This is a genomic window from Pseudarthrobacter sp. NKDBFgelt (assembly GCF_046097905.1).
Classification (GTDB): Bacteria; Actinomycetota; Actinomycetes; order Actinomycetales; family Micrococcaceae; genus Arthrobacter; species Arthrobacter polychromogenes.
The window spans coordinates 30,582-49,850 of sequence record NZ_JBJURL010000025.1; the positions used below are offsets into that span (position 1 = coordinate 30,582).

Annotated in this window: 23 protein-coding genes; 14 read left to right on the forward strand and 9 right to left on the reverse strand. The window is 65.4% G+C overall.

From position 1 onward, the window contains the following. Positions 1 to 75: 75 nt before the first annotated feature. A complete protein-coding gene (locus ACKAE7_RS08935) occupies positions 76 to 1,209 on the forward strand; it encodes an acyl-CoA dehydrogenase family protein (protein ID WP_408978984.1) in 1,134 nt (377 codons plus the stop codon). On the opposite strand, the gene ACKAE7_RS08940 is transcribed toward ACKAE7_RS08935, so the two are convergent. From ACKAE7_RS08940 to ACKAE7_RS08965, 6 genes are all read right to left on the reverse strand, one after another. Then, entirely contained in the window at positions 1,206 to 1,991 is a 786-nt protein-coding gene (locus tag ACKAE7_RS08940) for a MerR family transcriptional regulator (RefSeq protein WP_408978978.1), read from the reverse strand. The genes ACKAE7_RS08935 and ACKAE7_RS08940 overlap by 4 nt on opposite strands. A 33-nt stretch (positions 1,992 to 2,024) precedes the next feature. Further along, positions 2,025 to 2,378, reverse strand: a complete 354-nt coding sequence (locus ACKAE7_RS08945; RefSeq protein WP_188811378.1) for a hypothetical protein — start codon at positions 2,376 to 2,378, stop codon at positions 2,025 to 2,027. Positions 2,379 to 2,524: 146 nt separating this feature from the next. After that, positions 2,525 to 2,728, reverse strand: coding sequence for a cold-shock protein (locus ACKAE7_RS08950; protein ID WP_013599688.1), 204 nt, complete (start codon positions 2,726 to 2,728; stop codon positions 2,525 to 2,527). A gap of 270 nt (positions 2,729 to 2,998) precedes the next feature. Beyond that, on the reverse strand, positions 2,999 to 4,189 hold the full coding sequence (locus ACKAE7_RS08955) for an acetyl-CoA acetyltransferase (protein ID WP_188811381.1): 1,191 nt from the start codon (positions 4,187 to 4,189) through the stop codon (positions 2,999 to 3,001). After that, positions 4,186 to 4,857: a CoA transferase subunit B gene (locus ACKAE7_RS08960; RefSeq protein ID WP_188811383.1), complete on the reverse strand. Its 672-nt coding sequence runs from the start codon at positions 4,855 to 4,857 to the stop codon at positions 4,186 to 4,188. Before ACKAE7_RS08960 ends, ACKAE7_RS08955 begins: the two co-directional genes overlap by 4 nt. 33 nt (positions 4,858 to 4,890) lie before the next feature. Further along, positions 4,891 to 5,622: a CoA transferase subunit A gene (locus ACKAE7_RS08965; protein WP_188811384.1), complete on the reverse strand. Its 732-nt coding sequence runs from the start codon at positions 5,620 to 5,622 to the stop codon at positions 4,891 to 4,893. A 176-nt stretch (positions 5,623 to 5,798) separates the two neighbouring features. Here ACKAE7_RS08965 and ACKAE7_RS08970 point away from each other — a divergent pair, with 176 nt between their 5' ends. Further along, positions 5,799 to 6,596 (forward strand): IclR family transcriptional regulator, encoded by a 798-nt coding sequence (locus tag ACKAE7_RS08970; RefSeq protein WP_408978979.1) that lies wholly within the window; start codon positions 5,799 to 5,801, stop codon positions 6,594 to 6,596. A gap of 4 nt (positions 6,597 to 6,600) precedes the next feature. Here ACKAE7_RS08970 and nadE read toward each other — a convergent pair whose 3' ends face one another. Further along, on the reverse strand, positions 6,601 to 7,455 hold the full coding sequence (nadE, locus tag ACKAE7_RS08975; RefSeq protein WP_408978980.1) for an ammonia-dependent NAD(+) synthetase: 855 nt from the start codon (positions 7,453 to 7,455) through the stop codon (positions 6,601 to 6,603). 74 nt (positions 7,456 to 7,529) lie between these two features. Between nadE and pyrE the strand changes: the two genes are divergently transcribed. From pyrE to ACKAE7_RS08995, 4 genes are all read left to right on the forward strand, one after another. After that, complete coding sequence (gene pyrE / locus ACKAE7_RS08980; protein ID WP_188811390.1) at positions 7,530 to 8,114, forward strand: orotate phosphoribosyltransferase; 585 nt, start codon at positions 7,530 to 7,532, stop codon at positions 8,112 to 8,114. A gap of 125 nt (positions 8,115 to 8,239) precedes the next feature. Beyond that, a complete protein-coding gene (locus tag ACKAE7_RS08985; protein ID WP_188811392.1) occupies positions 8,240 to 9,007 on the forward strand; it encodes a GAF and ANTAR domain-containing protein in 768 nt (255 codons plus the stop codon). 111 nt (positions 9,008 to 9,118) lie between these two features. Next, positions 9,119 to 9,742 (forward strand): hypothetical protein, encoded by a 624-nt coding sequence (locus ACKAE7_RS08990; protein ID WP_408978981.1) that lies wholly within the window; start codon positions 9,119 to 9,121, stop codon positions 9,740 to 9,742. Between the two features lie 83 nt (positions 9,743 to 9,825). Then, a complete protein-coding gene (locus ACKAE7_RS08995) occupies positions 9,826 to 10,866 on the forward strand; it encodes an alpha/beta fold hydrolase (protein WP_190613149.1) in 1,041 nt (346 codons plus the stop codon). Between the two features lie 9 nt (positions 10,867 to 10,875). Here the strand turns inward: ACKAE7_RS08995 and ACKAE7_RS09000 are convergent, their stop codons facing one another. Further along, a complete protein-coding gene (locus tag ACKAE7_RS09000) occupies positions 10,876 to 11,706 on the reverse strand; it encodes an HAD-IIA family hydrolase (protein WP_229666440.1) in 831 nt (276 codons plus the stop codon). 52 nt (positions 11,707 to 11,758) lie between these two features. Here ACKAE7_RS09000 and ACKAE7_RS09005 point away from each other — a divergent pair, with 52 nt between their 5' ends. The 3 genes from ACKAE7_RS09005 to ACKAE7_RS09015 all read left to right on the forward strand — a co-directional run bounded on the left by ACKAE7_RS09005 (position 11,759) and on the right by ACKAE7_RS09015 (position 13,991). Continuing rightward, positions 11,759 to 12,433: a TrmH family RNA methyltransferase gene (locus ACKAE7_RS09005; protein WP_188811399.1), complete on the forward strand. Its 675-nt coding sequence runs from the start codon at positions 11,759 to 11,761 to the stop codon at positions 12,431 to 12,433. Between the two features lie 115 nt (positions 12,434 to 12,548). Next, positions 12,549 to 13,568, forward strand: a complete 1,020-nt coding sequence (gene fbaA / locus ACKAE7_RS09010; protein WP_188811400.1) for a class II fructose-bisphosphate aldolase — start codon at positions 12,549 to 12,551, stop codon at positions 13,566 to 13,568. Further along, positions 13,569 to 13,991: a DUF3151 domain-containing protein gene (locus ACKAE7_RS09015; protein WP_188811401.1), complete on the forward strand. Its 423-nt coding sequence runs from the start codon at positions 13,569 to 13,571 to the stop codon at positions 13,989 to 13,991. Positions 13,992 to 14,066: 75 nt separating this feature from the next. Here ACKAE7_RS09015 and ACKAE7_RS09020 read toward each other — a convergent pair whose 3' ends face one another. After that, positions 14,067 to 14,699 (reverse strand): uracil-DNA glycosylase, encoded by a 633-nt coding sequence (locus ACKAE7_RS09020; protein WP_363956446.1) that lies wholly within the window; start codon positions 14,697 to 14,699, stop codon positions 14,067 to 14,069. A gap of 327 nt (positions 14,700 to 15,026) precedes the next feature. On the opposite strand from ACKAE7_RS09020, the gene ACKAE7_RS09025 reads away from it, so the two are divergent. The 5 genes from ACKAE7_RS09025 to ACKAE7_RS09045 all read left to right on the forward strand — a co-directional run. Then, a complete protein-coding gene (locus ACKAE7_RS09025; RefSeq protein ID WP_066273598.1) occupies positions 15,027 to 16,088 on the forward strand; it encodes a M14 family zinc carboxypeptidase in 1,062 nt (353 codons plus the stop codon). Positions 16,089 to 16,347: 259 nt separating this feature from the next. Next, positions 16,348 to 17,637, forward strand: a complete 1,290-nt coding sequence (locus ACKAE7_RS09030; RefSeq protein WP_104188403.1) for an adenylosuccinate synthase — start codon at positions 16,348 to 16,350, stop codon at positions 17,635 to 17,637. A gap of 198 nt (positions 17,638 to 17,835) precedes the next feature. Beyond that, entirely contained in the window at positions 17,836 to 18,192 is a 357-nt protein-coding gene (locus ACKAE7_RS09035) for a YegP family protein (RefSeq protein ID WP_408978982.1), read from the forward strand. 285 nt (positions 18,193 to 18,477) lie between these two features. Next, positions 18,478 to 19,026 carry an RNA polymerase sigma factor gene (locus tag ACKAE7_RS09040; protein ID WP_188811658.1) on the forward strand — a complete coding sequence of 183 codons (549 nt, stop codon included), beginning with the start codon at positions 18,478 to 18,480 and terminating at the stop codon, positions 19,024 to 19,026. After that, the coding region (locus tag ACKAE7_RS09045) for a hypothetical protein (protein ID WP_408978983.1) at positions 19,023 to 19,269 on the forward strand (247 nt) is incomplete at its 3' end. The genes ACKAE7_RS09040 and ACKAE7_RS09045, both read left to right, overlap by 4 nt.

Genomic DNA, 19,269 nt, shown 5'->3' on the forward strand with positions numbered 1-19,269 from the left:
TGGGCGAAGCGGAGGTGGATGCCGGTGGGGCCGGAAGGAAGCGGCGAAGCGCTCCCCTTTCCCGACGCCGACCTCATGTACGTTGCGGACCTCCTGGCAGGGCCTGAGCGGGAGCGGTACCTTCGCGTCCGTGAATTCCTGCAGGACCGCGTGCGGGGGCAATCCATTCCGTACTGGAACCGTGAAGAGTTCCCTTTCCATCTCCTTGCCGAGATGGGCGGATATGGACTGGGTGCCCTCCAGGTGGACGGCAGCTCCATCCTCCTCAAGGGCCTGATGTACGTGGAGCTGGCCAGGGCGGACGTGTCCCTCTCCGCCCTCACGGGCATCCACAATGAGCTCATTGTGGGCACCATCAAGGAGTTGGGATCCGCGGAACAGAAGCTCCGCTGGCTGCCAGGCCTTGAAGCCTTCACCAGCCTTGGGGCGTTTGCGCTGACGGAACCGGACCATGGGTCCGACATCTCCGGCGGGCTCGCGACCTCAGCCAGGCTGGACGGCGCCGAATGGATCCTGAACGGCGCCAAGCGCTGGATCGGGGCCGGCACCATCGCCGACTTCGCCCTGGTCTGGGCACGCGACGTGGAGGACCACCAGGTCAAGGCCTTCCTGGTGGAGACGGACAGGCCCGGCTACACGGCTGCCAAAATCTGCAACAAGATCGGCCTGCGGATCATGCAGAATGCGGACATCACGCTGCAGGACGTTCGGATTCCGGCGGCCAACCTGCTGCCCGGGGCCACCTCCTTCGCCAAGGCCAACGACTTACTGCGGGATTCCCGGGCCTGGGTGGGCTGGCAGGCCGCCGGAATCCAGCTCGCCGCGTTCGATATAGCCCGCTCCTACTCACTGGCGCGCCGTCAGTTCGGCAAGGGGCTGGCACAGTTCCAGCTGGTCCAGCAGCAGCTTGCGGACATCCTGGGAAACGCCACGGCCTCGCTCGCGCTGATGGTACAGCTTGCACGGATTCAGGAGGAGGGGAAGCTGGAGATGGCGCAGGCGGCCCTGGCCAAAGCCACCACCACCAGGCTGGCCCGCGCGTCGGTGGCGATGGGCCGGTCGCTGCTGGGCGGCAACGGCATCAGTGCCGACTTCGAAATGGGCAAGCTGTTCGGCGATGCAGAAATCCTGTACACCTACGAAGGCAGCTACGAGATCAACTCCCTCATCGTGGGGCGGGCCGTGACCGGGAAGTCGGCGTTCGCCTAGAGATGCTTCTCTGCGTAAGCCAGCAGCGCGTCGCGCACGAAGCCTGCTCCTTGCTCGCCGCCATAATTGGCCGCGAACCGGGCATCGGCAACATACATCTCCGCCAGGCCCACAACATAGCCCTTGACGTCTCCGCCGTCCTCCGCGGCCGGGGTGCCCGGGATGGACGTCAGCCACGCAACGTGCCGCCGCGCCAGGTCCTGCGCCTCAGGGCCGGCAGGGGAAAGCCCTGAACCTGCAGCAGCTATCCAGTCGTTGCCCAGCTTCGCAGCGCGGGACTTCCACTCCCGCTGTTCCACCGCACCCATTCCACGCCACCAGGCGTCGCTTTTCGCGTAGGAGTCCTTGCCCCAGCGCTCTTCCACCTCGTCCTTGTACTGCGTGTGGTCGAACCCGTCGAACATCTTTTCCGCCACCATGTCTCCTCCGTCTTTCAGTGTTTCAATGGTTTGCCGGACGGATGCCATCTGCTTCGTGAGCCGTTCCTGCTCCTGCGCCAGCCACTCCAGGTGCCGGCCCAGGGCCTTGGCAGGATCCGTCTGCCGGCGGAAAACCTCGGCAATGGCCGGCAGTCCGAGGCCAAGTTCCCGCAGCAGGAGGATCCGCTGCAGCTGCAGGAGGGCGGCGCCGTCGTAATAGCGGTAGCCGTTGCTGCCCACGCGGCTGGGCTTCAGCAGCCCAATCTCGTCGTAATGCCGCAGCGTACGGCTGGTGGTGCCGGCGAGCCGTGCCACGTCCTGGATGGACCAGTCAGGCCCCGCCTTGGCATCCGTTGCTTCCATGGTCTGAGCGTAGGGGTTGACGTTGCGTCAAGGTCAAGCAGGTTTTTCCGGGAATCCGTGCCCGCGTGGACGGCGGTGTCCGGACCGGTTCCGGGCCTGCGCCACGAGGCGCCTGAAGGCGAAAATGAAGACTGCCTCGATGGCCAGCATCAGGCCCACGAGCAGCCACTGCCCCCGGGCGGCGAAGACAATGCATCCGGTCAGCGCCAGGACAGTTCCCAGCGCCAGCGTGTAAATGGCGAACCCGACCGCGACGCGCGCGCTGCGGACGCCGGTGCGGAACCCGAAGCCCAGGGGTTCACCGCCGGGGTGACCGGGAACGCGGTCGGGCGCGGCCGGGCCCAGTTGGTCGAACTCTTCCCAAGGGTCCTGGTCCTGTCCCGTCACCCTCCGATTGTCCCAAATTTCGGAACTCGAAGGGTTGGTGGCCAGGGGCGGCGGGCAACAAAACAGCGGCCCCTCCAGCAAAATGCTGGAGAAGCCGCTGCAGGATACGGGGTTCCGCCGGCGCGGGGCCGGCGGTCACCTAAGCCTTAGAGCGGGCGGATGTTTTCCGCCTGCGGGCCCTTGGGGCCCTGGGTCACATCGAATTCAACCTTCTGGTTCTCATCGAGTGAGCGGTATCCGCTGCTGGCGATTGCGGAGTAGTGGGCGAAAACGTCAGCGGACCCGTCATCGGGGGCAATGAAGCCAAAACCCTTTTCGGCGTTGAACCATTTAACTGTGCCTGTTGCCATGGCTGCATTCCTTCGTGTGACTCTGATTCTCTCCCCGTGCCATCGGCCCGGAGTGCGAGGAGAACGTCCCCCGCAGTCCCCAACGTACGGGGCGCAGGCCGTGCGTGCAAGGGTTAGGCAACATTTGGCGAGGTCAGCGCATCCCTTCGCGGCGGATAGCGGTGGCAATCGCGGCCGCCCGGGTGTCCACGAACCCCCTAGGAGTTTTTGTCCAGATATGCAGGGTTGCGGGCCGCCGAAGTCTGCATATCTGGACAAAAACTCTTCGGGTTAGAGGGCCTCCAGGATGCTCACGTAGTTGGCGATGCCCACCCCGCCCATGTTCTGGACGGCTGCGCGGCGGGGGTTGGCAAGCTGCATGCCGCCAGCGGTTCCGGTGAGCTGCATCGCGGAGATGACGTGCTGTGACACCCCTGTGGCGCCCACGGGGTGGCCCTTGGCCTTCAGCCCGCCGGAGACGTTCACGGGCAGCTTGCCGTCCTTGAAGACCCACCCTTCTTCGATGGCCCGGGCGCCCCTGCCCGGCTCGGTCAGGCCCATGGCCTCGTACATGAGCAGTTCCGCGATGGTGAAGCAGTCATGGACTTCGGCGAAGTCCAGGTCATCGAGTCCGACGCCGGCCATCGCCAAGGCGCGCTGCCAGGACACGCGGGTGGCTTCGAACGCCGTGGGGTCCCTGCGGGCGGCGGGGAAGAAGTCGTTTGCCTGGCCGAAGCCGGCGAGGCGGACCGGCGCAGTGGCGCCTCCGGTAGGGGCCACGGACAGCACGACGGCGGCGGCGCCGTCTGAGACGGGGGAACAGTCCGTGCGGCGCAGCGGATCAGCCACCATGGGGTTCTTGTCCGACACGGTGCGGCAGAACTCCTCGCCGAGGTCCTTGCGGAGCTGGGCGTAGGGGTTGTCCACGCCGTTGCGGTGGTTCTTCGCGGCGATGGAGCCCAGGACGTCACCCAGGTTCCCGTCGCCGTACCGCTTCCCGTAGTGCTTGGCCACCTCGGCGAAGAGCCCGGTGAAACCGGTGGTGGATGCTTTGCCGGCCATGTCGTAGTCCGCACCCAGCAGCCCGGCCCCCACAACCTCGGCCCCGGCGTGCGTCATCTTCTCCGCCCCGATCACGAGTACTGTCTTCGCCGTGCCCGCGAGCAGGGATTTCGTGCCCTGCTGGAACGCGGCGGAGCCTGAGGCGCAGGCGTTCTCCACCCGTGTGGCTGGAACGTTGGCCAGGTCCGGCGAGACCTGCAGTGCGAGAGAGGACGGGAACGCCAGCGGCATCATGCCTGAGTTGAACTGGCCCAGGTAGATCTCGTCGATCTGGCCCGGCTCGATCCCGGCATTCGCAATCGCCTCGGTGGCAACCTGGACGATCAGTGACTCCAGGGTATCGTCCGCCAGCTTACCGAACCGGCTGTGCCCCCAACCGGTCAGCAGGACATCCTTGCCGAACTGTTCCCGCAGGCTCATGCCGCCACTTCCTCGTTGTCCAGTTCCACGACAAACTCTGTTCCGGTCTTCTCCCGGATCTCCTCAACCGTGACCCCAGGCGCCAGGCGGGTGAGCGTCAGCTGCCGCCTGCCGTCGTCGTCCTTGACCAGGTCAAACACCGCGAGGTCGCTGATGATCCGGTCCACGCAGCCCAGCCCGGTGAGCGGCAGGGTGCACTCCGTCACGATCTTGGCAGTGCCGTCCTTGGCATTGTGCTCGGTGAGGACCACCACGCGCGGGGTTCCGGCCACGAGGTCCATGGCCCCGCCCATGCCTTTGACCATCTTGCCGGGGATGGTCCAGTTGGCGAGGTCGCCGCTGCCGGAGACCTGCATGGCGCCGAGGATGGCAACTTTGACGTGTCCGCCCCGGATCATGCCGAACGAGGTGGCGGAGTCGAAGATGCTGCCGCCCGGGAGCACGGTGACCGTCTGCTTGCCGGCGTTGATCAGGTCCGCGTCCTCCTCGCCCTCGTAGGGGAAGGGGCCCATGCCCAGCAGGCCGTTCTCGCTTTGCAGGACCACGCGGACGCCGTCCGGCAGGTTGTTGGCCACCAGCGTTGGGATGCCGATGCCCAGGTTCACGTAGTCGCCGTCGTTCAATTCTTCGGCCGCAATCGCAGCCATTTCATCCCTGGTCCAGGCCATGGGGTTCTCCTTTTCGGTAGGTAGGGAAGGGGATCAGGCCGGCACGGCTTCGGACGCTGCACGGCGAGAAGCCGGACGCACCGTGCGCTGCTCGATGTCCTTGACCCGGTCCCGGGCCTGCACGAGTCGCTGCACGTACACGCCGGGGGTGACGATGTGATTGGGATCCAGGTGGCCCGGTTCCACAATCACTTCGGCTTCGGCGATGGTCAGGAGGCCGGCGGTGGCAACGATGGGATTAAAGTTCCGGGCCGTGTAGCGGTAGATAAGGTTTCCGTCCGTGTCTGCAGTGTGCGCATGGACAAGCGCGACGTCGGCGCGGATGGCGCGCTCGCGGACGTACGTTTCGCCGTCGAACACCTCGTGCGGCTTGCCTTCGGCAACGAGGGTGCCCACTCCGGTCCTGGTGTAGAAGGCGGGGATGCCTGCTCCGCCGGCGCGGAGCCGTTCTGCCAGGGTGCCCTGCGGGGTGAACTCCACCTCCAGCTGGCCGGCCAGGTACTGCTCGGCAAACAGCTTGTTCTCGCCGACATAGCTGGCGATGACCTTACGGACCTGCCCCGCATCGATCAGGATGCCCAGGCCTTTGCCGTCCACCCCCATGTTGTTCGAGACCACCGTCAAGTCCTTCACTCCGGAGTCCCGGACGGCCTCTATCAGATCCGCGGGGATCCCGCTGAGGCCGAACCCGCCCACAGCGAGTGTCATGCCGTCCCGCAGGACGTCCTCCAGGGCAGCGGCGGCAGTGGACTGAAGCTTTGTCATGACTCTCCTCATCGAGCATCCGGCTCTTATCCACTTTGTGGACAAGATTTCTGAAAGTGGACATTACGAGGGTTCCCTAAGGCTGTCAAGGAGCGGATTTGTCGTCGAAAAGCGCGAAATTCACAGTATGGACGGTACGATGTTGACTATCCATAATGTGGACGTAAAGGGAGAATATGAACACGTCGCCGGTACAGGGAGCCCAAGTGGTGAGCCGGATTGCAGGGTTGTTACGGCTCGTGGGCAGGAGCGCGGAGGGCATGGCGCTCACCGGTCTGGTCAAGGAATCCGGCCTTACCCGGCCCACCGTCCACCGCCTCCTCTCCTCACTCGCATCGGAGGGGCTGCTGGACCACGACGCCGTTTCCGGCAACTGGGTGCTGGGTCCGGAGATCCTCCTGATGGGGTCGGTGGCAGCAGCGCGGTTTCCCCTCGAGGACATCGCCCGGCCCAGCCTCCGCCGGCTGGCCGAAGCCACCGGCGAGAGCGCCTTCTTTTCCATCCGCCGTGGCTCCGAAACAGTGTGCCTGCTGCGGGAGGAGGGCAGCTTCCCAGTGCGGTCCTTCGTCCTGCACGAGGGCGTGCGCTTCCCGCTGGGCGTTGCCTCGGCCGGCACTGCGATCATGGCCTTCCTGCCGGAAGCCGAGCAGGAAGAGCTGCTCGCTCACTGGGCCGAGCACGCGGGTGCTTTCGCTGCGTCACACACCGGGGACCGGGTCCGGGCCAACCTCGCCCAGACCCGGCTGGCGGGATACTCGGTGAATCCGGGCCTTGTCCTGGAAGGGAGCTGGGGAATGGGCGCCGCGGTGTTCGATGCCTCCGGCAGGCCCGCCTGGGCGCTCTCCCTTACCGGCATCGAGCCGCGCTTCAAGCCCGAGCGGCAGGAGGAACTGGGCAGCCTCCTGATGGCCGAGGCGCACCGCATCACCCAGCAGCTGGGCGGAGCGGGGGACAAGGGGCGCTCGCCCCGCTGAAACCCTACAGTCCGGTGCGGGGCTCCTCGGGGCCCTGGTGCTTCCACCAGGTATCAAAGATGGTGACCGGGACGGTGCGCTTGTGCCGCGTGCGCAGGTATTTCTCCTCGATGGACGCAGCCGCGGATTCAGGCACCTCACGGCCTTCGAGGTAGTCGTCGATCTGGTCGTAGCTCAGGCCGAGCTCGTCCTCGTCGGTGCGGCCAGGCCTGTCGTCCAGCAGGTCCGCCGTGGGCACTTTTTCCCAGACGCGGGCGGGGGCGCCGAGCTCGGCCAGCAGGGCCCGGTTCTGCCGCTTGTTCAGGCCGAACAGCGGAAGGATGTCCGCGCCGCCGTCGCCGTACTTGGTGAAGAAGCCTGTCACGGACTCTGCGCCGTGGTCCGTGCCGATGACCAGGTAGTTGTGTTCTCCCGCCAGCGCATACTGGGCGATCATTCGGGTGCGTGCCTTGGTGTTGCCCTTGTGGAAGTCGGAAATTTCCGAGCCCACGGTCTTCTCGAACTCATCCTCGAACCCGTCCACGGCAGCCGAGATGTTGAACGTCCACTGGGTCTTGGGCTGGATGAAGTCCAGGGCAGCCTGGGCATCCTCCTCGTCGTGCTGGACGCCATAGGGCAGCCGTACCGCCACGAAGTTTGCGTCCACCCCTTCGGCTTCGAGTTCTTCCACCGCCAGCTGGGCCAGCTTCCCGGCCAGGGATGAGTCAAGCCCGCCGGAAATGCCCAGGACGAAGCCCTTGGTATGGGTGGCCTTAAGGTAGTCCTTCAGGAATGTGACGCGATTGCGCACCTCCCCGGCGGGGTCGATCCGGGGCTGGACGCCCATTTCCTCAATGATCTTTGCCTGGAGTTCGCGCATATGGTCCAGACTAGCCAGCCGCGGCGACAGGCCTCAAGCATCCACACCGGCCCGCCCGCACTAAACTGGAGACCATGACTTCCCCCAGTGACACTGCAGTGGATACTGCAGCCGCCCGTGCCCGACTGCTGGAACTGATCAAGGAACTCGCCGTGGTCCGCGGCAAGGTAACCCTGTCCAGCGGAGCCGAGGCTGACTACTACATCGACCTCCGCCGGATCACGCTGCACCACGAGGCCTCCAAGCTGGTGGGCCAGGTGATGCTTGCCCTGGCGGACGACGCCGGCATCGACTTTGAGTGCGCAGGCGGGCTCACCATGGGCGCGGACCCGGTAGGTACGGCAGTGATGCACGCCGCCGTGGACGCCGGGCGGACTGTCGACGCGTTTGTGGTCCGCAAGGCGCAGAAGTCCTACGGCATGGGCCGCCAGGTGGAGGGCCCCTCCGTGGAAGGCCGCAACGTCCTGGTGCTGGAGGATACGTCCACCACAGGCGGCTCCGCGCTGACGGCTGTGGAAGGCGTCCGGAAGGCCGGAGGCAACGTGGTGGCCGTGGCCGTCATCGTAGACCGCGACACCGGAGCCAAGGAAAAGATCGAGGCCGAAGCCGGCGTGCCCTACCTGTTCGCGTTCGGCAAGGACGAGCTCGGCCTGTCCTGAGCATTCGTCACAACGGTGTTTAGGTCCATCGGGCCGGCTGCGGCGGGCGCCGGCCCGTTGGACCGCAACGCGGGGCTGTTCTATCATTTGCGATAACCCCTCTTCCCGTACGGAGAACGTGCACCATGCTCCCCCCTGAACAGCCCTTGAGTACCACCGACCAGGTCCAGAACCTCATTTTGGAAAGTGCCGACTTCGAGGACTTCCTCAACGAACTGGCGCGTTTTTCCGCCCACCAGATGGCCGGCGGCGGCGACGACGCCCTGTGCGGCATCACGCTCCTCCGTGACCGGAAGGCCGCCACCATCGGCTGGAGCAGCGATTCGGCCAGGGAAGTGGATGAGATCCAGTACTCCCTCGCGCAGGGCCCCTGCCTCACCGCCGCCAAGGAGGAACGCGAAGTCAACGTTCCGGACCTGTTTGAGGAGAACCGCTGGGGTCCCGACTACGCTGCGGCGGTTGCCTCCCATGGGCTGCGTTCGGTACTGTCCCTGCCCTTCATCCTCCACGGGGAGGCCAAGGCTGCGCTTAACTTGTACTCGGACGCCCCGCACAAATTCGATGAGCGTGCCGTTGCGAGGGCACGCGAATTCACCCGCGAAATCTCCCAGGCGCTGCGCCTGGCCGTGCGGTTCTCCCTCCACACTGACAGCGCCGCCAACCTCCGCGCCACCCTGGAGTCCCGGACCATCATCGACCTCGCCATAGGAATCGTGATGGCCCAGAACAGGTGCAGCCAGGAGGCCGCAGTTGCCATCCTCACCGAGGCCTCCAGCAACACCAACACCAAGCTCAGGGATATCGCCAAGTCCCTGGTGGACTCGGTGGGAGGCGTTGGCACCCGCACGCATTTCCAGGAGCCGGGAAAGCGGCAGGCTGACCAAAGCGCGTAGCCGGCAACCAGCCCACCTCGTTGTTACTGGCGGGTTGTGCCCGGCTTCCGTGGGGGGTTACGCTTACCGAGGTTGAGCCGTCGGCCATAGACACCCTCTTTTGGAGTACCTATGGACCGCGCATTAAATGCATTCGTTAACCTTGATGTCCCCGCCGACGTCGTCCGCATTGATATCAGGGGCAGCCTGAACCAAAGCTCCCGCCCCGAGCTCGTGCACATTGTCCGGCGCGTCCGCCGGATGGGCATCCGCTCCCACATCCACGTTGAACTCTCCGGGGCTGGGAAGGTGGAGTCCTCTGCCCTTGCCGGTCTCCGGAGCGACCTCAACTCCATCGACAGCGATACGCTGCCGGGGATTTACGGTAACGGCGTTTCATTGGCCTTTTCCCCAAGCGCCGATGGATGGGCCGGGCAGCCAGACCCGACCCAGCAGCCGCTGCCACTCATCGACGTCCTCACCGACGTGACGGAGAACGGCGAGGACTTTGCTGATGGCTACCCGCTGGTGCCGACCGGACGCCTGGAAGACTTGTGCGGCCGTCCGCTGGAGGAGTACTCGGACGCCGAACTGCTAACTGCAAGCGACTGGATTTTCGGCCTGCTGGACACCCCCAGTGCTTTCGCCGGCCCGGACCTGCTGGGCCGGTACAACGACATTGGACTGGAGTTCCGCAGGCGCCGGCAGGAGGACGCGGTACCTCTTACCGCCTCGGAGGGCCAGGCAGCCAGTTGAGAGGTGCCTGCTGACCGGGCGTCACTCAATGGTTACACCGGGATTCTTGCGGCAGCGTCTTCCATTGTGCATACGGTAGAGGCGTGCCGTATGAGGGGGAGGTTAGTCCGCAGGGCCGGCCCGTGGTCCCGGGGGCGCGGCTGCTGGCAGAAGGTGCTGCCCTCAAACAGTTCTCACGGCGTGGCTTCCTGGCAGGCACCGGTGCTGCCGGGCTGCTCGCGGCAGACATGCTGCTGACCCGGGAGGTGCAGGCCCAGCGCCGCACGGACCGGATCCTCACTGTTGCCGACGACTTCGCCGACACATACTACCCGGACGCCAGCTGGTTCCTGTTCCCCGGATACAAGACCAGCTGGGAGGAGTCGCAGTGGATCCTCAACTCGCTCCGCGGGGCCCTGAACAAGCGGGCACGGCTGGCTGCGGTGGGGTACTCCAACCAGGGCCTGGATATAGACGACATCGTCATTGCCGTCATCGAGCACGTCCGGGCCCAGAAACTCACGAAGCTGTTCTTCTACGGCCACAGTTTCGGCGGAATGGTGGCCACCCAGGTTGCTGCCCGGCTCCTGGAAATCCACGGGGTGGAGGTTCAGTTCATCGTGCTGGACTCAAGCCCCTACAGCAAGCACGATGTCCTGGACCAGAGCTGGTTCGACGGCGTGGTGTTCCTGTACGAGCGGGGCTTCCGGTTCCCGTCCACCCTTCGCGGCGGGTACGAGCTTGGTGAGCGGGTCATCCACAAGGACGAGCGGACCTGGCGCCAGATCCTTGACCAGACCCTCGAACAGCTTTCCCCGATTGCTCCCTCGAGCCTGCTGATCCAGTCCGAATCGGCCTACATCTACTACTTCGACGGCAGCAGGTTCGCCGGCAAGCTGGGTGGCGCCAAGATGGCCTACATCGGCAACCCCCGGGACCGCACGGTCCGCTACCAGACGGCGGTGGAGGCCTGGGCCGTGGCGTTCAAGGCGAACATGGTCTCGAGCAGCCTCCACACCGAAGGCGCCAGGCCGGCCCACGCAAGCCCCGGATGGAACCCCAACGTGTACCGGCCGGTCCTTGAACAGCTGCTGGACGAGCACTTCCCGCTTCCGCGCGGCGGATCCCGGGTGACAGTCTTCTAGGGCCCCCTGCTAGATCTGGTTCTTCAGGTCGGCCACGGAGTTCAGGACCTGGTTGGGCCGGAACGGGTATGAACCGATGTCGTCGCGCTGGGTGATGCCGGTCAGGACCAGGACGGTGTGCAGGCCGGCTTCCATGCCCGCGATGATGTCCGTGTCCATCCGGTCCCCGATCATCGCCGTAGTCTCGGAGTGGGCATCGATCTGGTTCATGGCCGAGCGGAACATCATCGGGTTGGGCTTGCCCACAATGTAGGGCTCTCGTCCGGTTGCCTTGGTGATGAGTGCTGCGATGGCCCCGGTGGCCGGCATGGGGCCGTCCTTGGACGGCCCGGTGGCGTCCGGGTTGGTGGCGATGAAGCGTGCACCGGCCAGGATGAGGCGGATGGCCATGGTGATCGCCTCGAAGGAATACGTGCGGGTTTCGCCGAGAACGACGAAGTCCGGGTCCTGGTCGGTGAGGATGAAGCCTGCCTCGTGCAGCGCCGTCGTAAGTCCTGCCTCACCGATGGTGTAGGCGCGGTTCCCTGATCCGGAACCTTCCACCTGGTTCTTCAGGAACTGGGCGGTGGCCAGGGCCGAGGTCCAGATGTTCTCTTCGGGGACCTCCAGACCGGACGCTCGCAGCCTGGCAGCCAGGTCGCGCGGGGTGAAGATGGAGTTGTTGGTGAGCACCAGGAAGCGCTTGGACGTGTCCACCCAGCGCTGGATGAGCTCGGCGGCGCCGGGAACTGCCTGGTTCTCGTGGACCAGCACACCGTCCATGTCCGTGAGCCAGCACTCGATCTCCTGGCCACTGCGGTATACCGCCGGGTTTCCTGCTACCTGGTCTGCTTCTGCCACGTCTACCTCCACGGGTGATGAATGCTCCAGTGGTCCAGTCTAGTGTTGAGGGGTGAACCAAGCGCCCGGCCTCCCAGACGAACCCGACCCCCAACCTGAGGAGGCCCGCCCGCACATGGCGGAGGTCGGCGTCGGGCCCTGGGAAGGTGAACTGCCGGAAGGGGACCACTGGGACCCCGATCTCCTCGCCGACGGCGACCGCCGCAACGTCCTGGACAAATACCGGTACTGGAAGCACGAGGCGATCGTTGCGGAACTGGACTCGCGGCGCCACAACTTCCACGTAGCCATCGAGAACTGGCAGCACGACCTGAACATCGGCACGGTGGTGCGCACCGCCAATGCGTTCCTCGCGAAGGAAGTGCACATCATCGGACGACGCCGGTGGAACCGGCGGGGCGCCATGGTCACCGACCGCTACCAGCACGTCCGCCACCATCCCACGGTTGAAGACTTCGTAGCCTGGGCGGAGGGGGAGGGGCTGGCGATCATCGGGATCGATATCTTCCCCGATTCGGTTCCGCTGGAAACCTACGAACTGCCCAAGGACTGCGTCCTGGTGTTCGGCCAGGAAGGGCCCGGGCTGACGCCGGAGGTCCATGAGGCCGCCGTGGCCACCCTGTCCATCGAACAGTTCGGCTCCACCCGGTCCATCAACGCGGCCTCCGCCGCAGCCATCGCCATGCACGCCTGGGTGCGCCGGCACGTGTTCAACCAGCACGTGTAGTGCGGCGGAGCGTAATCCGGAACACTCTTTGGGCGTCAATGACTAGGATGGTGCTAGCCGTAAGCGGTACTCCAGGGTTACCAGCCCACAGACGAACCTCAGCATAGGAGTCAGCATGCCCATTGCAACCCCAGAGATCTACTCCGAGATGATCGACCGCGCAAAGGCGGGCGGCTTCGCATTCCCGGCCGTGAACGTGACGTCCTCGCAGACGCTGAACGCGGCCCTGCGCGGCTTCGCCGAAGCCGAGTCCGACGGCATCGTCCAGGTCTCCACCGGCGGTGCGGCCTACTGGTCCGGCGCCTCCACCAAGGACATGGTTGCCGGTTCCCTTGGCTTCGCGGCGTTCGCCCGCGAAGTGGCCAAGAACTACGGCGTCAACATCGCCCTGCACACGGACCACTGCCCCAAGGACAAGCTGGACGGCTTTGTCCTGCCCCTGCTCGCTGCCTCCGAGGCTGAGGTCAAGGCCGGCCGCAACCCGATCTTCAACTCGCACATGTGGGACGGCTCCGCCGAGACCCTGCAGGAGAACCTGCGCATCGCCCGCGAACTGCTGGAGCGCACCGCTGCCGCCAAGATGATCCTCGAGGTCGAAATCGGCACCGTGGGCGGCGAGGAAGACGGCGTTGAGAACGAGATCAACGAGAAGCTCTACACCACGGTGGAAGACGCCCTGGCCACCATCGATGCCCTCGGCTCCGGCGAGAACGGCCGCTACATCACGGCCCTCACCTTCGGCAACGTCCACGGCGTGTACAAGCCCGGCGGCGTCAAGCTCCGTCCGGAGATCCTGAAGGACATCCAGGCCCAGGTGGGTGCGAAGATCGGCAAGGACAGCCCGTTCGACCTCGTCTTCCACGGCGGCTCCGGCTCTTCGGACCAGGAGATCGCCGACGCAGTCTCCTACGGCACCATCAAGATGAACATCGACACCGACACCCAGTACGCCTACACGCGCCCGGTTGCCGACCACATGTTCAAGAACTACGACGGCGTCCTGAAGGTCGACGGCGAGGTTGGCAACAAGAAGACCTACGACCCGCGCGTCTGGGGCGCCTCCGCCGAAGCCGGCCTGGCAGCCCGCGTGGTGGAAGCCACCAAGCAGCTCGGTTCGGCCGGAAAGACCTTCTAGATGTCGGACGAGTTCCGCCGGAATTTGATGGGCCCGGAGCCCACGCTCCTGCCTGCCGAGACCGAGGTCTACGAGCAGCTGGACGCGGGCCAGGAGGCCCTGGACCTCGTGGCCAAGCACCCCACCTCGTCGCTGTTGTGGGCCGTGCTGGCCGAGGAGGCCTGGGCGGAGGGGCGCACCATCGATTCCTACGCCTACTCCCGGGTGGGCTACCACCGGGGACTGGACTCGCTGCGCCGCAACGGCTGGCGCGGCGTGGGGCCCATCCCGTGGGAGCATGGGCCCAACCGGGGGTTCCTGCGGGCCCTGTACTCGCTGGGCCGGGCTTCCGCCGCCATCGGCGAGGCGGAGGAGCCTGAGCGGATCGAGAAGTTCCTCAACGACTCCGACCCGTCGGCGAAGGCTGCCATCGAGGCGAAGTAACAGGCACTGAATAAAGCACGACGGCGGGTGGTCACCTTTGGGAAAAGGTGGCCACCCGCCGTCGTAAGCGGTGATTCAGCTGGCTTTCTGCAGGCCCGTCCGCGCCATGGCATCGGTGTAGGCGACGCGCATGTCCTCGAGGTACTCCTCCTGGCGGGCCGGCGAACCGGCGAACGCGCGGCCGCTGAGGGAACGCACTTTGTAGGTCTTCAGTCCGCGGCGCCACAGCAGCGGAACTTCGGTCTTCAGCAGCAGGTTGGCGAGCCGGTTGGCCTCGGTGCCGTGCGCCACGATCACCGACGCGCGGGGAACCAGCGCCAGGAACTTCAGGAGCGGCTTGAGGCCAGCGGAGATCTGGTCCGGGGTGAACTTTCCGTTGGGCTCTCCCGGGAGGTGCCACGGGTGCACGTTCCACGGCATCACGAATTCGGGGCGAAGGCCCAGTTTCCACTGGATGCCGAGCATCCTGGTCACGGCATCGTGGTCCCCGGGGGTGATGAAACCGGACTTGTCGGCCTCGCCGATGTTCGAGTACAGGCTGATGATGCGGCACTCGTCCACGTCGTGCATGGGGTCGACGTAGGGCACCACGGTGCCGGGCTTGGCGTCCTGCAGGGAATCGCACAGTTCATTGACGGCCGCGACGTTGGGTTCATAGCGGCGGCTCAGGAGTTGCTCATGGAAAGATTCGGGTGCCAGTGCTGTCATGTAGTGCTTGGTCTCCTGCGGGGATTGGTGTTGCTGCCACCACGGAAATGGGCGCACGATGGCGCGCTACATCCGCGGTGGTTGAAATGGGGTGGGCCGATTCCTGGTCGGCCTTTCCCAGTTTAGCAAGCCCCGCAAAACGAAACGCCGGTCCGAGGCAACCAATAAACGCGTGGCACAGGGTTTCGCAACGTAATAACTGACTGCAGATTCCTGTCACGCCCATTGACAGCATTCGTTCAGGTTGGTTGGCTTTTGTCACAGCTCGCACATGGGGGATTACCGCTGGCTGGACACACCCTATGCACTCGAAAGAGGTACCGCACCGTGAGAAAAACCCTGGCAACCTTCAGGACCCTGGCATTAACGGGAGCCCTGGCGCTGGCGGCAGTGACCGTCCCGGCACCGGCCCTCGCCGTAGGCGAAGGCCCCAACTATGACGGCAACGGCCAGATCACCACATCGAAGCTTGCCACTTATGACCAGATGGTTGCGTTCCTCAAAGACCAGGACGCCCGCCAGCCCGCCATGGAGCTGGAAGTCATCGGCCAAACGGTCAAAGGCCGGGACATCCACCTGGTCAAGTACATTTCGGACCCCGCCAAACCCACCATCCTCTACCTGACGCAGCAGCACGGCAACGAACAGCTCACCACCGAGGGCGCCCTGGAATTCGTCAAGCACCTGGGCACCGGCAAGTCAGGGGACATCCTTGACGGCGTTAACATCCTCGTTGTTCCCATGCTTAACGCCGACGGTGCCATGGGGGACGTGAACTTCTCCTTGGAGGACTACATCGCCAAGGGTGACCGCAACATGACCCGCTACAACGCGAACGAAGTGGACCTCAACAGGGACCACGTGGCCAAGGTCCAGCCTGAAACGCAGGCGCTGCACAACAACGTGATGCGCAAGTATCAGGTGGACTACATGATCGACCTGCACCACCAGGGCACCCGCAGCGAACGCGACGGCAAGCTGGTGTCCGGCTCGATCCTGTACCCCACCACGCCCAATGCCGATCCGGCAGTGGTGGAGAAGTCCAAGCAGCTGGGCGCGGTGGTCTTCGACAATGTCGACTCCACCGGCTGGGGCCACCTGGGCAAGTACGTGGGCGGCAGCGCCGAGACCATCAGCCGCAATGGCATCGCCGTGGAGTACGGCATTGCGACGCTGCTCTTCGAGATGCGCGGCATGTCCGACCACTACCTGGACGGTTACGCGCTGGGGCTGCGGAGCAACGGCTACCTGATCAAGCAGACAGTCACCACGCTGACCGCCACCGCCGCTGCCATCGCTGACGGTTCAATCGCCGACGCCGACACTTCCTTCTGGGACAGCCTCGCCACCCAGACCTCCCGCCCGGGAGAGGAAGCCGACGACGAGTAGCAGCCCACGCTGACGCCCCGCCGCGGTCCCGTCCTGCAGCAGCCCCTGCGCTGCGGGAAGGGCCGCGGCGGACCAACGAGTGGACAAAGTCGCCCATCGGCTAAACTTGGGTGGTAAGGGCCCCGGAACTCTTGCGTCGCTGTGCCGCCATCGGACCAGTGACAGCCGGTACATTCGGGGCATTCTCATGAACGGCGCTGCGCAGGACCGCCACAGTGTGGCCGGAACCGGGCAGCCCGAACGAATGGGGGAGGATCCCATGCCAGCAATTGTGATCGTAGGAGCCCAGTGGGGCGACGAAGGAAAAGGCAAGGCCACCGACCTGCTCGGCGGCCGTGTTGACTACGTCGTCAAGCCGAACGGCGGCAACAACGCCGGGCACACCGTCGTCGTAGGCGGTGAAAAGTACGAACTCAAGCTGCTGCCGGCAGGCATTCTCAGCCCCAACGCGGTCCCCATCATCGGCAACGGCTGCGTGGTCAACCTTGAGGCCCTCTTCCAGGAAATCGACGGCCTGCAGGCCCGCGGCGCCGACACCTCAAAGCTCCGCGTCTCCGCCAACGCCCACCTGGTGGCCCCGTACCACCAGGTTCTGGACAAGGTCACCGAGCGCTTCCTCGGCAGCCGCGCCATCGGCACCACCGGCCGCGGCATCGGTCCGGCCTACATGGACAAAGTGGCCAGGCTGGGCATCCGCGTGCAGGACGTCTTTGACGAGTCCATCCTCCGGCAGAAGGTGGAAGGCTCCCTCCGCCAGAAGAACGAACTCCTGGTCAAGGTCTACAACCGCCGCAGCGTCGTGGTGGATGAGATCGTGGACTACTTCCTGTCCTTCGCTGAACGGCTCCGCCCGCTGGTCATCGACAGCACGCTGGTCCTGAACACCGCGCTGGACGAGGGCAAGGTGGTCCTGATGGAGGGCGGCCAGGCAACGTTCCTGGACGTGGACCACGGCACCTACCCGTTCGTGACCTCCTCCAATCCCACGGCCGGCGGCGCGTCCGTTGGTTCGGGCATCGGGCCCACGCGCATTTCACGCTCCATCGGCATCATCAAGGCCTACACCACCCGCGTTGGTGCCGGGCCGTTCCCCACGGAACTCTTTGACGAGATGGGCATGTACCTCCAGAAGACCGGCGGTGAGTTCGGCGTCAACACCGGACGCCCCCGCCGCTGCGGCTGGTACGACGCCGTCCTGGCCCGCCACGCTTCGCGGGTCAACGGCTTCACGGACTACTTCGTCACCAAGCTGGACGTCCTCACCGGCATCGAGCAGATCCCTGTCTGCGTGGCCTACGACGTCGACGGCGTCCGGCACGACGAAATGCCCATGACGCAGACCGAGTTCCACCATGCCGTACCGATTTTCGAGTACTTCGAGGGCTGGACCGAGGACATCACCGGCGCCCGCACCCTCGCGGACCTCCCGGAGAACGCGCGCAACTACGTCCTGGCTCTCGAGAAGCTGTCCGGGACGCGCTTCTCCGCCATCGGCGTGGGCCCGGACCGGGACCAGACCATCGTGGTGAACGACCTCATCAACGACTGACCGGTCCGTGACCGGGTAGAAGCAGGAAATTACGACGGCGGCGGGGCACCTTTGCAAAGGTGTCCCGCCGCTTGTGTCTGCCCGGGCGGGAAGGCCCTGCGGCAATTTACACAGGGTTAACGTGGTTGGTCTTGTGAGGTTGCAGGGAAGCCCGCGAGACTCGTTTGTACACCCTGTGACTCCGAGGAAGGACTTGCCATGGCCGGGAAATTCGAGGCATTTGTTGACTCTGATTCGTCTTTCAGGTTCCGGCTCCTGGCTCCTGACGGCGCAGTGATGGCCGTGTCCGGCCCTTACCAGGACAAGGCCGCCCTTGCTGCCGGCATCGCCGCCGTCCGGGAGTGCGCCGGCACCGGACTGGTCACAGATCTTTGTTCCGCCGGGGCCGCAGCCCGCCAGGCCCGCGTCCCTGCTCCGGCGGAGAAACCGGTCCCGGCTGCACCCCGGACCGAGTGCGACGACCAGCGCGTCCCCGCCGGAGGGCACACCTTCGTTTTCGCCAAGGGCCCGCGGCGGCAGGGCACCCGGCCCCGCTGGACTGCCGCGGCCCGCTGACCTGCAAAAGTTTTCAAAGTTTTTCCGTGAGCGCGTAACCCTTTGCGTGCCTGCAGCGATTACCCCTATGTAGCGCCGGCCTGGAACTTGTCCCCCATCACGTTCCAGGCCGGCTCTTTCACTTTCCGACGGCAGAGGCAGCTGCCTTGTCGGACCGGCAGCAGACGCGTGGCGGTCCCGGGCGGTGGTTACTGAGCGGTAAAGTGAGGCGGGGAAAAGGCGTTCCGCAAGCCGGACGGCCTCTCCGCGCAAACAACCCCATCTTTGACCGAAAGCTCCACGTCCGTGACTGATGCCCTGACAGACGAGGCCCTGGACGGCCCCGCCGGGACAGCAGTGTTCAGCGTTGTCTACCGGACGTATGCATCACAGGTCCTGGGCTATCTGACGGCCCGGGGAGTCGAGGATCCGGAGGCAGCCATGCAGGAAGTGTTCCTCTCCGTCCTGCCGCGTCTTGGCTCGGTGCACGGGGGAGCCACCGGGCTGCGCACCTTCATCTTTTCGGTGGCCCATGCCCGCATGGTGGACGACCACCGGCGCCAGAGCCGTACTCCCGCCAAGCTCCCGTTTGAACCTGAGCTGGACCTGCGCGAGGATTCGTCGGCGGAAACAGAAGCGCTGGAGCGGATAGCACCGCAGGAGGTCCTTGGCCTGCTGGATGCGCTGCCGCAGGACCAGCGCGAGGTACTGGCCCTCCGCCTCGTGGCCGGGCTTACCGTGGAGCAGTCCGCGGAAGCCATGGGCAAGAGCGAGGGCGCAGTAAAGCAGCTACAGCGCCGGGCGCTCCTGAAGCTCCGGGAACTTGCGGACGTTAAGGAATACCTGAAGCCATGACACCACAAGCGCACCGCACAGCGGACGCTGTGGAGGAGATACTCCTCGACGCGGGCCTTGGGCAGGACGCGGACCTGCGCCGGGCCCTCCTGGCCGTAGGTTCGTTGGCGGACCTGCCCGTGCCGGCTCCCACGGGACAGCTGGCTGCCCTGTTGGCCGCCGGTACCTGCGATGCAGCAGGGAAGGACGCCCAGGGCAGCGATACGGCCCAGGGGAGCCCGGGCGTCCTTCCCTGCTGCATCG

What these genes read in the sequence shown, in the direction of transcription:
- pyrE (WP_188811390.1), top strand. Translation starts at nt 7,530, where the DNA reads ATGACTTCCCCCAGTGACACTGCAGTGGATACTGCAGCCGCCCGTGCC.
- ACKAE7_RS08970 (WP_408978979.1), top strand. Translation starts at nt 5,799, where the DNA reads ATGAACACGTCGCCGGTACAGGGAGCCCAAGTGGTGAGCCGGATTGCA.
- ACKAE7_RS08955 (WP_188811381.1), bottom strand. Translation starts at nt 4,189, where the DNA reads ATGAGCCTGCGGGAACAGTTCGGCAAGGATGTCCTGCTGACCGGTTGG.
- ACKAE7_RS08940 (WP_408978978.1), bottom strand. Translation starts at nt 1,991, where the DNA reads ATGGAAGCAACGGATGCCAAGGCGGGGCCTGACTGGTCCATCCAGGAC.
- ACKAE7_RS08935 (WP_408978984.1), top strand. Translation starts at nt 76, where the DNA reads ATGTACGTTGCGGACCTCCTGGCAGGGCCTGAGCGGGAGCGGTACCTT.
- ACKAE7_RS09020 (WP_363956446.1), bottom strand. Translation starts at nt 14,699, where the DNA reads ATGACAGCACTGGCACCCGAATCTTTCCATGAGCAACTCCTGAGCCGC.
- ACKAE7_RS09030 (WP_104188403.1), top strand. Translation starts at nt 16,348, where the DNA reads ATGCCAGCAATTGTGATCGTAGGAGCCCAGTGGGGCGACGAAGGAAAA.
- nadE (WP_408978980.1), bottom strand. Translation starts at nt 7,455, where the DNA reads ATGCGCGAACTCCAGGCAAAGATCATTGAGGAAATGGGCGTCCAGCCC.
- fbaA (WP_188811400.1), top strand. Translation starts at nt 12,549, where the DNA reads ATGCCCATTGCAACCCCAGAGATCTACTCCGAGATGATCGACCGCGCA.
- ACKAE7_RS09015 (WP_188811401.1), top strand. Translation starts at nt 13,569, where the DNA reads ATGTCGGACGAGTTCCGCCGGAATTTGATGGGCCCGGAGCCCACGCTC.
- ACKAE7_RS08950 (WP_013599688.1), bottom strand. Translation starts at nt 2,728, where the DNA reads ATGGCAACAGGCACAGTTAAATGGTTCAACGCCGAAAAGGGTTTTGGC.
- ACKAE7_RS08965 (WP_188811384.1), bottom strand. Translation starts at nt 5,622, where the DNA reads ATGACAAAGCTTCAGTCCACTGCCGCCGCTGCCCTGGAGGACGTCCTG.
- ACKAE7_RS08990 (WP_408978981.1), top strand. Translation starts at nt 9,119, where the DNA reads ATGGACCGCGCATTAAATGCATTCGTTAACCTTGATGTCCCCGCCGAC.
- ACKAE7_RS09035 (WP_408978982.1), top strand. Translation starts at nt 17,836, where the DNA reads ATGGCCGGGAAATTCGAGGCATTTGTTGACTCTGATTCGTCTTTCAGG.
- ACKAE7_RS08960 (WP_188811383.1), bottom strand. Translation starts at nt 4,857, where the DNA reads ATGGCCTGGACCAGGGATGAAATGGCTGCGATTGCGGCCGAAGAATTG.
- ACKAE7_RS08985 (WP_188811392.1), top strand. Translation starts at nt 8,240, where the DNA reads ATGCTCCCCCCTGAACAGCCCTTGAGTACCACCGACCAGGTCCAGAAC.